12 protein-coding genes and 2 pseudogenes are annotated in these 13,288 nt (G+C 72.0%); 10 read left to right on the top strand and 4 right to left on the bottom strand.

All coding sequences use genetic code 11. The annotated features are described in order from the left end of the window. Window positions 1-330 precede the first annotated feature (330 nt). Both ACWIX7_RS21490 and ACWIX7_RS21485 read left to right on the top strand, forming a co-directional pair. Complete coding sequence (locus ACWIX7_RS21490; RefSeq protein WP_448618438.1) at window positions 331-930, top strand: TetR/AcrR family transcriptional regulator; 600 nt, start codon at window positions 331-333, stop codon at window positions 928-930. Continuing rightward, window positions 927-2,696, top strand: a complete 1,770-nt coding sequence (locus ACWIX7_RS21485) for a CocE/NonD family hydrolase (RefSeq protein ID WP_448618437.1) — start codon at window positions 927-929, stop codon at window positions 2,694-2,696. Before ACWIX7_RS21490 ends, ACWIX7_RS21485 begins: the two co-directional genes overlap by 4 nt. 636 nt (window positions 2,697-3,332) lie before the next feature. Here the strand turns inward: ACWIX7_RS21485 and ACWIX7_RS21480 are convergent. Then, window positions 3,333-3,491 (bottom strand): hypothetical protein, encoded by a 159-nt coding sequence (locus tag ACWIX7_RS21480; protein ID WP_448618436.1) that lies wholly within the window; start codon window positions 3,489-3,491, stop codon window positions 3,333-3,335. A gap of 456 nt (window positions 3,492-3,947) precedes the next feature. Between ACWIX7_RS21480 and ACWIX7_RS21475 the strand changes: the two genes are divergently transcribed. The 3 genes from ACWIX7_RS21475 to ACWIX7_RS21465 all read left to right on the top strand — a co-directional run bounded on the left by ACWIX7_RS21475 (window position 3,948) and on the right by ACWIX7_RS21465 (window position 6,094). Beyond that, window positions 3,948-4,205 (top strand): site-specific integrase, encoded by a 258-nt coding sequence (locus tag ACWIX7_RS21475; protein WP_448618435.1) that lies wholly within the window; start codon window positions 3,948-3,950, stop codon window positions 4,203-4,205. A 156-nt stretch (window positions 4,206-4,361) separates the two neighbouring features. Further along, window positions 4,362-4,847, top strand: a complete 486-nt coding sequence (locus ACWIX7_RS21470; protein WP_448618434.1) for a tyrosine-type recombinase/integrase — start codon at window positions 4,362-4,364, stop codon at window positions 4,845-4,847. Between the two features lie 563 nt (window positions 4,848-5,410). Beyond that, on the top strand, window positions 5,411-6,094 hold the full coding sequence (locus tag ACWIX7_RS21465) for a YciI family protein (RefSeq protein ID WP_448618433.1): 684 nt from the start codon (window positions 5,411-5,413) through the stop codon (window positions 6,092-6,094). Between the two features lie 309 nt (window positions 6,095-6,403). Here ACWIX7_RS21465 and ACWIX7_RS21460 read toward each other — a convergent pair whose 3' ends face one another. Both ACWIX7_RS21460 and ACWIX7_RS21455 read right to left on the bottom strand, forming a co-directional pair. Continuing rightward, a complete protein-coding gene (locus tag ACWIX7_RS21460; protein WP_448618432.1) occupies window positions 6,404-6,577 on the bottom strand; it encodes a hypothetical protein in 174 nt (57 codons plus the stop codon). Next, window positions 6,574-6,765: a hypothetical protein gene (locus tag ACWIX7_RS21455; protein WP_448618431.1), complete on the bottom strand. Its 192-nt coding sequence runs from the start codon at window positions 6,763-6,765 to the stop codon at window positions 6,574-6,576. The genes ACWIX7_RS21460 and ACWIX7_RS21455 overlap by 4 nt, the downstream gene beginning before the upstream one ends. Window positions 6,766-6,993: 228 nt before the next feature. Here ACWIX7_RS21455 and ACWIX7_RS21450 point away from each other — a divergent pair, with 228 nt between their 5' ends. The 5 genes and pseudogenes from ACWIX7_RS21450 to ACWIX7_RS21430 all read left to right on the top strand — a co-directional run bounded on the left by ACWIX7_RS21450 (window position 6,994) and on the right by ACWIX7_RS21430 (window position 12,106). Further along, complete coding sequence (locus ACWIX7_RS21450; RefSeq protein ID WP_448618430.1) at window positions 6,994-7,167, top strand: hypothetical protein; 174 nt, start codon at window positions 6,994-6,996, stop codon at window positions 7,165-7,167. A 296-nt stretch (window positions 7,168-7,463) separates the two neighbouring features. Then, window positions 7,464-7,727 (top strand): hypothetical protein, encoded by a 264-nt coding sequence (locus ACWIX7_RS21445; protein ID WP_448618429.1) that lies wholly within the window; start codon window positions 7,464-7,466, stop codon window positions 7,725-7,727. Window positions 7,728-7,951: 224 nt separating this feature from the next. Then, a complete protein-coding gene (locus ACWIX7_RS21440) occupies window positions 7,952-8,206 on the top strand; it encodes a tetratricopeptide repeat protein (protein WP_448622176.1) in 255 nt (84 codons plus the stop codon). A 106-nt stretch (window positions 8,207-8,312) separates the two neighbouring features. After that, on the top strand, window positions 8,313-10,868 hold the full coding sequence (fxsT, locus tag ACWIX7_RS21435) for an FxSxx-COOH system tetratricopeptide repeat protein (protein ID WP_448618428.1): 2,556 nt from the start codon (window positions 8,313-8,315) through the stop codon (window positions 10,866-10,868). A 65-nt stretch (window positions 10,869-10,933) separates the two neighbouring features. Further along, a pseudogene (locus ACWIX7_RS21430) lies at window positions 10,934-12,106 on the top strand (IS701 family transposase). Window positions 12,107-12,287: 181 nt separating this feature from the next. On the opposite strand, the pseudogene ACWIX7_RS21425 reads toward ACWIX7_RS21430, so the two are convergent. After that, window positions 12,288-13,113 (bottom strand): annotated as a pseudogene (locus tag ACWIX7_RS21425) (IS5 family transposase). Between the last annotated feature and the right edge of the window lie 175 nt (window positions 13,114-13,288).

Here is a 13,288-nt window from a genome sequence, read left to right as displayed (position 1 = left end):
GCGATTGGTCGACCAGATCTCCTTCCAGTGCCCGACCGGGAAGCCGGTGACGCGAGCGGCTCGTTTCCACCTCTCACAGCATGCGCCCCGATCGCCGCGGCGGCCGCCTCCGTCGCGGCCTCGGGGTCATCCCAGGCGGCCGGCGGGAACAGCCGCCAGGAGAGCGGGCAGGAGGCGGCGTCGGTGACCGCGCAGATCGACAGGCCGATCTGGCAGGCCTCAACCAATGACGTCACCGACCTGCCGAAGTAAGCACCCGGGAAAGCCGGCCCCGATGCAGTGACTCCTTACGCTAGTATGTTGGTAAGTTTACTAACCAGGAGGCTGTAGGTGTCAGGCAAGCGAGAGACGATCGTGGCGGCCGCGCTCGACGTCATCGGGGAAGAGGGGCCCAGCGGCTTCACCCAGCCGCGGGTCGCCCTCCGCGCCGAGCTGCGTCAGAGCCATCTGACCTACTACTTCCCCACACGGGCCGACCTGCTGCTCGCCGTCGCCGAGGAGGCCGTGCGCCGGCGCATCGAGGTCTTACGCGCGGCGGTGTCGGCCGAGGACCCTGCTGCGAAGGTCGCCGGGCTCGTCGAGGTGCTCGTCGACCCCCGCCAGACGCGGATCCTGACGGCTCTCACGCAGAGCGCCGACGCCGACCCGGGAGTGCGCCGCGCCTTCCTGGCGCTGGGCGCCGGGATCGCCCCGCTCGGCGCCGCGCTGCTCGAGGCCTTCGGCGCGGAACCCACCGAGGCCTCACTCGCGCTGCTGCAGGCGACGTCCACGGGCATCGCCGTCCTCGCCCTGGCCACCGGCGGCGAGGCGTTCCGTGACCGCGCCGAGCAGATCCTCACCCAGCTGCTCACCGGGCTGCTCGCCGAGCAGCCCTACACCGGAACCGGCATCACCCACCGCAGCACCGACGCACGGGAGGCACCGGCATGACCTCGCACATCCCCCTGAAGGGTTCGATCGCCGGCCGGCAGTACGCCGGCTGGGAACCGCGTGCTGTCGCGATGGAAGGGCTCGGCGACCGTGTGCTGGCCGACCAGCGCATCCCCGTCGCCGGAGGCGCCGAGCTGCACGCCGACGTCTACACCCCTAGCGCGCCGGGCCGCTATCCGGCGGTCGTGTCCTTCGGCGGCTACGCCACCGAGACGCACACGGCGGGCGTCCCGACGGGGTCGAACGAGATCGGCTCGCCGCCGGTGTTCACCGACCGCGGCTTCTGTCCCGTCGTCGTCGAGCGCCGGGGGATGGGCCGCTCCACCGGCGAGCAGGTGATGTTCTTCGACCCGCAGGACATCGACGACCACGAGGCGGTCATCGCCTGGGCGGCCGAGCAGCCGTGGTGCAACGGGGAGGTCGTCCTCTTCGGCACCTCCTACTACGCCGTTTCCCAGCTCAGCGTCGCCGCACGCAAGCCACCGGCGCTCAAGGCGCTGTTCTGCAACGAGGTCTCGACTGACCTGTGGCGGCACATGGTCCACTTCGCCGGCGTGCCCGCCTGGTTCTTCGTCAGCCTCTGGATGGGCGCCAACTACACCCAGCACAACTACGACCAGCGCGTATCACCAGACCGTCGGGCGCTCATCAGCCACGTCACCAACGGACCGCTGCACCCCCTGCTCGAGCGGCTGGTCCACCGCCGGGTCACGGGGATGTTCGAGTCCTTCGAGTCCGCCACGCCCGTGGAGTTCATGCGCCGCATCTACGCGCACTGGATGTTCGACGAGAAGACCCGCGCACAGGCGACGATCCCCGAGGGCCCGACCGCCACGCTCGGCAACGTCGAGGTGCCGTTCACGGTCGTGCAGAACCTCGGCTACTTCAACCTCCACCAGTTCGGCTGCTACGACCTGATTGCCAACGCCGCGACACCCGCTGACCACAAGTGGCTCATCCTCGCCCCGCCCGCCTACGACCTACCGGTCTACTCCTGGCAGGGCGAGGCGCTCGCGTTCTTCGACCACATCCTGCGCGGCACCGACAACGGCTACGCCCAGCAGCCGCACGTGCGCTACTGGGTCGAGGGCGCCGAGCGCTTCGAGACCGCCGACGCCTTCCCGCCCGCCAGCGGCAATGTCCGCCGCCTCTACCTCGGGACACCCGGCGAGGACGCCACGACCCACCGGCTAAGCCGGAACGCGACGGCCGCGGGCACCGGCTCCTGGGTCGCGGTTCCCCTGGGGCTGCCGCTCCTCGGCGGCATGGACGACGTGGCCGACCAGACACTCGCCTTCGACCTGCCGGTCGAGCAGGACACCCAGCTCGCGGGGCCGGTCACCGCACGGCTCACCTACAGCTGCAACGAGCTCGACTCCTACGTCGTCGCCCGGCTGTCCCGGCTCGACGCTGTCGGGGAGCGCCACCAGCTCTCCCTCGGCGCGATCCGGCCCGTGTCCCGCACGGAGGAGGAGGAGCGCAGCACGCCGCTCGAGATCGCCATCGACGCCGGGCGCCGCGAGCCACTCGTCCCGGACGAGCCAGTCGTCCTCCGCTTCAGCCTCACTCCCGGGCCGACGCTGCTCCGCCGCGGCGACACGCTGCGGCTCGAGCTCGCCAGCCGGATCGACCTGCTCCGCATGGACCCGAACGAGGGCTACGCCCAGTTCGACATGCCAGTGCCGCCGTACCCGTGCCGCAACACCGTGCACTTCGGTGGTAAGAGCTGGGTCGAGGTCACCGAGGTGCCCGTCCGACCCGCGTGACGAGATGACCCGCGCACGGCCGCGCCTCTACCAGCGTGCGGCTCGATAACTGGGAGCGGAGGCGACCCGACCGGGCGCCCCAGGGACCGAAAGAGCCGCGCGCCGCTCACAACCTCGTGCATGGTCAGCCGTGGACCGTCGTTGACCTGTGCAGGGGGTTCATCACCCGGCCCTGCGGGCCGGCAAAGCTTCCGTGGGCGGCGGGGCTGGTCACATCGTGGGTCTCGCTGCTGGCTGGGGACCACTACGGCCACAGCGCGCAGCATGGTGTCGAGGTGGTCGCGTCGGCCGAGATGACGGAACAGGGCCCGCCAGTTCTTCAGACGGCTGATGTCGTGCTCGACGCAGATCCGCTTGGACGTGTGAATTCCGCGTTCGGCCTCGTGCGCGGCGGCGACGATGGGCCGGACCGGCAGTTAGTTCTTCCCCCGAGCCGGCCGCGGCGTGAGGACCGCACCGGCGGTCTGCCGGCACAACCCCTGAGCGCCCGGCGTCGGCGAGCAAAGTGACGCCCGGGATGCGGGCCAGCAACTTGACCAGGTCAGCCTGGCGGACCTGGGTCAGATCGCGGATCGAGCCTGGGAAGGTCTGCCCGCAAACAGCAGCCACCCGTCGGCATCGGTGATCACCAACGCCTCAACCGTATTCGCCCGGGCCTTGCCCAAGACGAACCGGCCGACCGGCGCGGCCAGCGGCCGGGCGGCGCAACCGCACCGCCATGGCATCCAGCAGGCCGACCTGCCCGCTGGCGCCCAGGTGGGCCACCACATCGGCCAACAGCCGGTCCACGGACACCAGAGGATCGTCAGCCCGGGCCCCAATCGCCTGCCGACGCGGCCGATCAGCCAGCCGCGCGTCCCGACATGCCTGCCAGCGCGGCCCCAGCTCGGCGACCAACTTCGCCAAGACCTGCGTCGACAGCCCGGTGACCCGGCGATCGACTACAGCGGCGGCACGGGCCAGACTCCTCGACACACCACGACCCTGCTCCGTCCCTCACGAGCAAGCCGTCTGGTTCACCATGCACGAGGTCGTCAGTCCAGGGTATTTCCATGCACACCGCTTCTCACCGGCAGGCTTACCCGCAGGCGGTGCACACCGTTCAGGCCTCCCTAGTGCGCGACTACCTGGACTGAGCACCGACCGTCTCCTGACCTGTCTGCGCAGGTCAGGGGACGGCTTGGGCTCGGGCCGGCCGGTGGGACGCATGCACACCGCTCCCAGTCCAGATATCGGGCTACGGTGCGGGGCGTGGCCGTGGACCTCGCCGCCCTGCTGCCGTCCTGGGAGCTGCACCTGCGCGCCGAGCGCAAGAGCCCCCCCGAGACGGTGAAGTCCTACGGCGACGGGGTGCGCCGCTTCCTCGCCTGGGCCGACGCCGCCGGCCGCCCCGCGGTGCTCGACCGGGCCAGCGTGAACGCCTTCACCGCGGACCTGCTCGCGGGCGGCGGCCAGCCCGCCACCGCCCGCGCCCGGCAGCTGGCCCTCCGGCGCTTCTCCGCGTGGTAGTTGGAGGAGGGTGAGAGCGACGCCGACCACCTGCTCGGCCTCAAGTCGCCCAAGCTGGACGCGAAGGTCGTCGAGCCGCTGACTCCCGAGTAGATCAGGGCGCTGGTCGCTGCCTGCGCGGGCAGGGATCTACGCGACCGCCGGGACGAGGCGCTCGTGCGGCTGATGATCGAGACCGGCGCCCGGGCCGGAGAGGTCGTCGCGCTCGGCACCGCGGACGTCGACCTGTCCACCGGCACGGCCACCGTGCGCCGCGGCAAGGGCGGTCGGGGCCGGGTGGTCCCCTTCGGCCCGCAGACCTCCCGGGCGCTGGACCGCTACCTCCGTGCCCGCCGCAGCCACCGGCTGGCCGGCGCCCCGGCGCTGTGGCTCGGCGACCGCGGCAGGGCGTTCTCCTACGACGCACTGCACAAGACGCTCGGTGAGCGGGCCCGCGCGGCCGGGATCGAGGGGTTCCGGCCGCACCGGCCGCACCGGCTGCGGCACACCGCGGCGCACCGCTGGCTCGCCGCCGGCGGCAGCGAGGGTAGTCTGATGGCGGTGGCCGGCTGGACGCGGCCGGACATGCTGCGCTACACGCGCGCGCAGGCGTCGGCCCGAGCCGCCGCCGAGGCCCGCCCGCTGGGGCTCGGCGACTTCTGACGGCGGCGGGCAGCGGTCATCCGCTGAGGACCCGACGACGTGCTTGACGTCGGCCAGATTACGAGACCGTGGGATGGCCACCTCGTCCGAGCCGCCGCCGTCAACCGAACGGGTCAGGCTGGCCACTGGCCGTGCGGTGGGCCAGGAGGATGCCCGACGAGGGCGCGCCGGATCAGCTGGCACCCGGATCAGTTGAGGTGGTTGCGCCGCGCGGTCGCGGATGCCCGGGCAGTCGCAGCACGCGGGCGGTGCAGAGTACGTCGGCCCGCCTGGTTCACTCGGCCACGTCGCGGTCGTGCGCTGGGTGATCCGCCGACCGCAGCTGGCCTTGGGTGTTCGGTTGGGTCGGCGCCAGCCGCATCATCCGCGACGTCGTCCAGCACGAACCAAACATCCGCCTGCTGCCGTGGATGCCCCACCCTGCGCTCGGGCTGACCTGCAGGGCAACCTCTGGCGGGACTTCGCCATCGAGGCCGCGTTCTGCGCCGGCTGCTGGGCCTTCCACCACGGCAGCGACAGGCTGCTGGCTGCCATCCTGTGCTCCATGTGCTCGACCTGCCGCGATGCTCGGCGGCGCAGTCGGTGCCTCGGCGATGGTCGCCGACCCGTTCATCCTGCCCACCGTCATCCTGGTCACCATCGTGCTGGCCTGGACCATCATGTACCGCTACGCCAAGCCGGCCGTCAGCACCCTGGAGGCCCTCGACATGGCGGAGCCCCCGCCCCGTCATCCGAACACCGCCACCTCCGGCCGCGCGGCGCACCGGCGCCGGGACCCACCGGCCACCGATCCACCGACCTCCGACCGGAAGGACATGCGGAACGCCGCGACCACCATGACCACCGGCAGCGACTCCACGGCGACCAACCAGCCCACCCCCGACGACGGCGTCTCACTCTTCCTCGTCGTCCTGACCTACACGCAGCCCCTGGAGGAGATCGAGGTCTTGTTGCCCGAGCATCGCCGCTGGCTGGACGAGCACTACGCCCGCGGCACCTTCCTCGCCTCGGGACCACGGGTCCCCCGTGACGGCGGGGTAATCCTGGCTCGCGGCCACCACCGAGCCGACCTCGAGGCCCTGACCCGGACCGACCCGTTCGCCCGGGCGGGGGTGGCGACCTACGACCTGATCGAGTTCCGACTCAACCGGGGACCGTTCGCCGCGTCGCTGCTCGCCGGCGAGACTCCCGGCAGCACCGAGCCGCACGGGCCCTCGCCGACCGCGCGGCCGACATCGAGGACGTGAGGCCCGGTCTGTACCGCCCCCGGCGGCGGCCTGCCGGGCCGCCCCGCCGCGGTGCAGCCGGAGCGCCGCGGTCCGCCTCCGGAGGCACCGTCGTGGGCACGGGGTGGCCGGCGAGCCCTCTTTCGAGAAGGTGGGGCACATGAGCGGCGCGGGGATGCGGACCACCAGGCGTGGATTGATGCCGGGCCAGGCGCCTCGCACGACGGCGCGGAGCAGGTCGTGGCGGTGCGCCCGTAGGTGAACGGAAGCTGATGCGGCGACCGCCGACCGGCCAGCAGCCCGGTGACGGGTATGGGCAGGTCGGCGGGCCTACCTCGGTGCGGTGCGTCGACCGGGCAGGTCCGGCAGCGGCCGCGGCTCCTGGCCTGCGGTCATCGTCGGCGGCTCGTCGGCTGCCGCGGCCAACCGGCGCGGGCCCGTTCGTCCCGCTCGAGGCGGGTGGCCCAGCAGTGCCCGCAGCCGGGTCACCTCGTCGTCGGTCACGGTGCCTCCGCCTCGGTGTCGGTATCGGTATCGGTGAGCCAGGGCAGCGGGCGACGCCCGCGGGGTGCATGCGGCGAGGTCGCGGTCGCTGCGGTGCAGGACAAGCCCTCGTCGAGCGCGCGGGAGAAGCGGACGTCGGGATGCACCGCGATGGCAGCCGAGCCGCCGTCGACGCCGTCGCCGGGCACCGCCCAGCCGCCACGCAGCAGAACCGACAGGCGTGCCCGGTCATCACGTGAGGGTCTTCAGCATCGGCAGGTCCCGCGCGAGTCGGTGCAGCAGCCGGGCCGCGGCCGCGGGCAGGCCGTTGCGGGCGTCGCCGGTGCACAGGCTGCTGCCGCGGCTCACCGAGACGATCGAGGAGCCGGCCGAATGACACGAGGGTGCGGCCGTCGGGTCAACATGTCTTCGAAGAGGTGCGCGTCATCAACCCGGTCAAGGTCAGCTCCCGCACCCGGGCGTCCAACATCCTGCCCGAGGTCGAACTGAAGGGCGAGGACACCTTGCAGTTCGTCCGCACCGTCGAGATCGAGGGCGGGACCAAGCACGCACTCGTCGCGGACTGGATCAGCCGCACGGTCTCCGCCTGACGCGGGAGGGCCGCCCCCAGGCCAGCGTGCCGACCAGCCCGACCAACGCCATCTCCGAGGCGGCGTAAGGCGTCCGGGCGACCAGCCGCTGTATGCCGGTCGCCGAGCCGATGAGCACTACCGCGCCCGAGCGGCGGGGATCATGCCGGGCTGCGCGCCCTGTCGTCGGCGTGTCGTCCCATGGGTCAGAAGGCGGTTCCCCGCGCTGCCCTCCCCGCGGGACCGGCACCAACGGGACGCGGTCCCGCGCTTGACATCGCATGGGGTGAAGCATGTGATGCGCGTCAAAGAAGAAGATGGATGAGATATACGACAAGGAGAATGGTGACTACCCCTCGGAGGAGCTGAGGCTGCAGGCCCTCTGCTATGAGATCCTGGTGATAGCTGGAGAATACGACTTCAGTCGGCTCATGAAAAACCTGGAGAAGTTTCTGGCACACCTCTCCGAGGCGGAATCGGCGCACCGACAGAAGCAGGAGGTCAAGGAGAGAGAGCAGTGTCTGAAGAAGGCGCTGCATGGCGAGACGATCAAGGTCGACGCCTATGAGGCAGCGAGCTAAGGTCAATCAACGGCGGGGGTTGCGAGTCCTGCTGACAGTCGACGTCGTCCGCGCTATGCCGGTGACATGCGGTGTCCCGAGGCTGGTGGGCTGACCGCCGTGGAGCGGGCTCGGCGGGAGCGGATGCGGCTGGCGACAGCCGAGTGGATCGAGGAGGGGCCCACCGACCGGGAGGTGGCGACCCGGTTTCGGGGTGACCCGGATGTCGACCAACCGGTGGCGCGCTGCAGCGCAGCCGCCGGGGGCTCGGGCCGGACCACCCGATCACCCTGTGGGCGGCGAGGGCCCTGACCCAAGCCCTAGCCCAGCTGGACGAGGTGGATCCGGCCCGCTCGCTGGGCGATGACACGCTGCAGCGCAGCCGCCGGGTCCTCGGCCCGGACCACGCGATCGCGTTGTACCTGAGCCGTGCCACCCGCACCAGCCATCCCCCGCCAGCTGGCGACGCCGCGGCCGACGGCCTGGATCGTCCGCTGTGAACGTGGACCTACGGAACTCATGCGCCTCATCGTGAGAACAGTGAGTCCCCGTATCAGACCGGCAGGTTCGACGCTCGATTCCCCTACCTGCCACAAGGGGGAAGCCGTGACCGTGGGCGGGCCAGCGGGCGCCGCATCCGGCGGCGCGACCCCGTGGCGCGTCAGCGGTGAGCAGACCGACTTCTTCATCAGCCACGCCGGCCGGGACACCGGCTGGGCCGAATGGCTGGCCTGGCAGCTGCACCAGGCCGGGTACACCGTCGAGCTGGCCGTGTGGGACTGGGCGCCGGGGGAGGACTTCATCGCCCGCATGCAGCAGGCGCTGGAGCGCGCGTACCGGCTGCTGGCGGTGTGCACCGACGCCTACTTCGCCTCCGCGTTCGGCGCTGCGGAGCTGCGCGCCGCCTTCGCCCAGCAGGCGCTGGGGCGGATCGTGCCGGTGCTCGTCGAGCCGGTCACCCTGCCCGCGCTGTACGCGCCGCTGATCCCGCTGGACCTGACCGGCCTGGATGAGACCGCGGCGGCGGCCCGGCTGCGAAACCGCCTGTCCGGAGGCCGCCCGACCCGATCACCACCGTTTCCGAGAGCGGGACCTGCATCGAAGGACAGGCCGCGGTTCGCCGGCCGCCTGCCCGAGGGCTGGAAAGTCCCACCCCGAAATCCACGGTTCACCGGCCGCGACGGCATGCTCGCCGAACTGCGCCGGCGCCTGCACTCGGGTGAGGCCACGCTGGTGGTGCAGGCGCTCTACGGCCTGGGCGGGGTCGGCAAGACCCAGCTGGCCATCGAGCACGCCCACCGGTTCGCCGCCGACTACGACCTGGTGTGGTGGATCGACGCCGAGCAGCCGGTGCTCATCCCCGAGCAGCTCGCCGCCCTCGCCGCCCGACTCGACCTGCCGCCCGGGCCGACGGTGGCCGACACCGTGGAGCGGCTGCTGGCCGAGCTGCGCGGCGGGGACCGCTGGCTGCTGCTCTTCGACAACGCGGAGCGGCCCCAGGACGTCGCCGCCTACCTGCCTGGCGGGCCCGGGCACGTGCTGATCACCTCCCGCTCCCCTGGCTGGGGCGCCCTCGGTGGCCGGCTAGAGGTCGACGTGCTCACCCGGGCGGAGACGATCGCGCTGCTCCAAGCACGGATCCCGGCCCTGGGCGAGGAGCTGGCCGACAAGCTCGCCGCCGAACTCGGGGATCTGCCGCTGGCCGCCGCGCAGGCCGCCGGCTACCTGGAGCAGACCGACCTGCCGGCGGCGGACTATCTGCGCCGCTTCCGCGCCCGCCGGACGACCCTGCTGGCCCGCGGCGAGGTGCTCGGCTACCGAGGGCGACTCGACACCGCCTGGGCGCTGGCCCTGGAGCGGCTGCGCGGCGCGGACCCGGCCGTGGTGCAGCTGCTGGAGCTGGCCGCCTTCCTGGCCCCCGAACCCATCCCCCTGACCCTGTTCGGCGAGCACGCCGAACTGCTCGACGAGCCGCTGCGGAGCGCCGCCGACCCTGACGCGCTCGCCGACGCCGTGGGAACGCTGGTCGGCTACTCCCTGGCGCGCCGCTCCCCCGGCGGGTTCCAGCTGCACCGGCTGGTGCAGGCGGTCATCCGTCACCAGCTTGCCCCCGAGCGGCAGCAGGCCACCGCCGAGCGAGTGGTGGCGCTGCTGGCCGCCGCCTGCCCCGGCGACCCGGAGGACCCGGCCGGCTGGGCCGGCTGGGCTGAGCTCGCTCCACACGTGCTGGCCACCGCCCTGCTGTGCGACCACGATCCCGCCGGCCGACGCCTGGTCCTGGACACCACCCGCTACCTGCAAGCCCATGGAGACAGCCACGCCAGCAGGGCCGTCGCCGACCCACTGCTCGACCGCTGGCGAGCAATCCTCGGTCTCGACCATCCCGACACCCTGACCGCCGCGAGCAGTCTCATCCGCGCCTTGGTGTCGCTGGGTCAGGCGGAGTCGGCCCGCAGCCTGGGCCAGGACACTCTGCAGCGCTGCCGCCGGGCGCTCGGCTTCGACCACCCCACCTGCCTGTGGGCGGCCGCCGCCCTGACGCGAGTCCTGTTCCAGCGGGGCGAGGCCAGGCCCGCCCGCGCCCTGGCCGAGGACACTCTGCGGCGCTGCCGTCGCGTGTTCGGCCCGGACCACACCACCACTCTGCAGGCAGCGACCGCCCTGACCCGCGCTATGACCGAATTGGGCGGGGCAGAGGAGGCTCGCGCCGTGGGCGAGGACACCCTGCAGCGCTGTCGCCGGATACACGGTCCGGACCACCCGGTCACCCTGTGGGCGGCGACCGCCCTGACCAGGGCACTGGTCCTGGGCGGCGAGGCAGAGGAGGCTCGCGCCCTGGGCGAGGACACCCTGCAGCGCTGCCGCCGGATACACGGTCGGGACCACGCGAGAACCCTGTGGGCGGCGACCGCCCTGACCAGCGCACTGGTCCTGGGCGGCGAGGCAGAGGAGGCTCGCGCCCTGGGCGAGGACACCCTGCAGCGCTGCCGCCGGGCCCTGGGCCCAGACCACCCCACTACCCTGACAGCGGTGACTGCGCTGGCCGGCGCGTTGAACGAGCCGAGCGGGGCGAAGTCGGCCTGTGCCCTGGGCGAGGACACCCTGCAGCGCTGCCGCCGGATGCTCGGCGCGGACCACCCGATCACGCGGTACCTGGCTTAGTACTGCAACGGCACTTGCGCGTGTCGTTGCCGGGATCGGCTGAGGGCTGGTAGCAGCGTGTGCCGATGCGCTGCGATGGCCTGGTGGCCGAGGTGCAGGACTGGGCGGCAGGCCTGGAGGAGGTCCACCGGCGGATCGCCGGCGTGTTCGCCCGCGCGGAGCCGCGGGCCCGGGTGCTGGCGTATCTGCGGGGGCTGCTGGGCCAGCTGGAGCGCAAGAACGGCTGGACGCTGGCCGAGGCCGCCGGCGAGATCTCACCCGATGGCATGCAGCGGCTGCTGCGCACCGCGGACTGGAACGCCGACGCCGTGCGCGACGAGCTGCGCTCCTACGTGAGCGAGGGGCTCGGCCCGGGCGGGGTGCTCATCGTCGACGAGACCGGGTTCATCAAGAAGGGCACCCGGTCGGCCGGAGTGGGCCGGCAGTACACCGGCACCACCGGCAAGATCGACAACTGCCAGATCGGGGTCTTTCTGGCCTACGCCACCGACATCGGGCGGGCGCTGATCGACCGGGAGCTCTATCTGCCGAAGGCTTGGACCGACGACCGCGAGCGGGCCCGCGCCGCCGGCATCGGCGACGAGGTCGGCTTCGCCACCAAGCCCGAGCTGGCCCGCAGCATGCTGCAGCGAACCCTTGACGCCGGGGTGGCGGTCGGCTGGCTGACCGCCGATGAGATCTACGGACAGGACAAGCGATTGCGGGTCTGGTGCGAACAGCACGGCCTGCCCTACGTGCTGGCCACCCGCAGCAACGACACGGTGGCCACCGTCGACTGGCGGCAGCGCCGGGTCCGCGCGCTGATCGCCGAGGTCCCGGCCGAGAACTGGCAGCGGCGCTCGGCCGGCGCCGGCGCGCACGGCCTGCGCCTCTACGACTGGGCAAGAGTCGAGCTGCTAGCCGGGTTCGATCCCGACTGATCCCGCTGGGCGCTGGCCCGCCGCAGCATCCCGCAGACCCCGGAGGAGACGCCGGAGCTAGCCTTCTACGTCTGCGCCGGCCCGGCGGGCACCACCCTCGAGGAGCTGGTCGCCGTGGCCGGCGGTCGCTGGCGCATCGAGGAGTGCTTCCAGGCCGCCAGGAACGAGGCGGGGCTGGCCTCCTACCAGGTGCGCGACTACACCGCCTGGTATCGGCACATCACCCTGGCGATGCTCGCCCACGCCTATCTGTCCGCCACCCGCGCCACCGCGGAAAAAGGGGATCCGCAGCCAGAACCGACCAGCTCATCGCGCTGACCGTGCCCGAGCTGCGGCGCCTGCTCAACACCCTCATCCGCGCTCCCCGGCCCGACCTGGACCACGCCGCGGACTGGTCCTGGTGGCGCCGACGACGCCAGGCCCAGGCCCGCGCCGCTCACTACCGCACCCGAGGCCAGGCACCCCCATAACTGCCATTGCAGTATTAGAAGTCGTTGCATTAGTTCGGCGGTAGGCGTCGGGCGCAGATGAGGATGACGGCCAGGCGGACCAGTGCGGTGATCGTTGTGGCGGTGCGGTCGTAACGCAGGGCCAGGCGTTTGTAGGACAGCAGCCAGCCCAGCGTCCGTTCCACGACCCAGCGGTGCCGCCCCAGGCGCTGACTGGAGTCGACCCCGATCCGGGCGATTCGGGCGGTGATGCCGCGGCGGCGCAGGTAGCGGCGCACCCGTGGAATGTTGTAGCCCTTGTCGCCGTGCAGCTTGACCGGCCGACGCCGAGGTGACCGCGACCACCCCGCTTGATCGCCGGCATGCCGTCGAGGATCGGCTCGACGAACAGGCTGTCGTGTCGTTCGCGGCCGACACCAGCACGTTCAGCGCTGGCCCGTGCGCGTTGACGAGCAGGTGGTACAAGCTGGGAGGCCTTGCCCCGGTCGGTGGGGTTCGGGCCGGTCAGCTCACCCCCCTTTTCGCCCGGACGCTGACCGAGTCCAGGCTGGCCCGCGACCAGTCCAGCGCACCTTGCTCCCCGAGGCGGTCGAGCACGGCCTGGTGGACGCGGTCGAAGACGCCGGCCTCGGCCCATTCGCGCATCCGCCGCCAGCAGGTCCAGCCCGAGCCGTAGCCCAGCCGGCGGGGCAGCTTGGTCCAGCCGATGCCGGTGAAGAGCACGAAGGCGATGCCCTCGAGCACGTCCCGATCCGAGACCCGGGGCCGGCCGGTGCACCCGTGCACCGCGGGTGGCTGCGGTGGGATCAACGGCTCGAACAGCGCCCACAGTTCGTCGCTGATCAGCCGGGGCGGGGAAGACGCCGGCGAGGACATGACCAGCAACCTGCGCCGAACCGTCAGGACGGAACAGAGCCCGACGACCTACTTCTGCAATGTCATCTAACGACCTCGTGCATGGTTAGCCCGACGACTTGACCGTGCTGTGGGCAGGACGGGCAGGGTCGTGATGTGTCGAGCACTCTTCCCCGTGCCGCCGCTGTCGTCGATC

Source organism: Geodermatophilus sp. URMC 65 (assembly GCF_053502545.1).
Note: the sequence above shows the minus strand (reverse complement) of the source record. Positions and strands in the feature narration are given on the sequence as shown.

Bases quoted from the DNA above. Each gene is read 5' to 3' on its own strand.
- ACWIX7_RS21485 (WP_448618437.1), top strand. From the start codon at position 927: ATGACCTCGCACATCCCCCTGAAGGGTTCGATCGCCGGCCGGCAGTAC.
- ACWIX7_RS21465 (WP_448618433.1), top strand. From the start codon at position 5,411: ATGCTCGGCGGCGCAGTCGGTGCCTCGGCGATGGTCGCCGACCCGTTC.
- ACWIX7_RS21445 (WP_448618429.1), top strand. From the start codon at position 7,464: ATGGATGAGATATACGACAAGGAGAATGGTGACTACCCCTCGGAGGAG.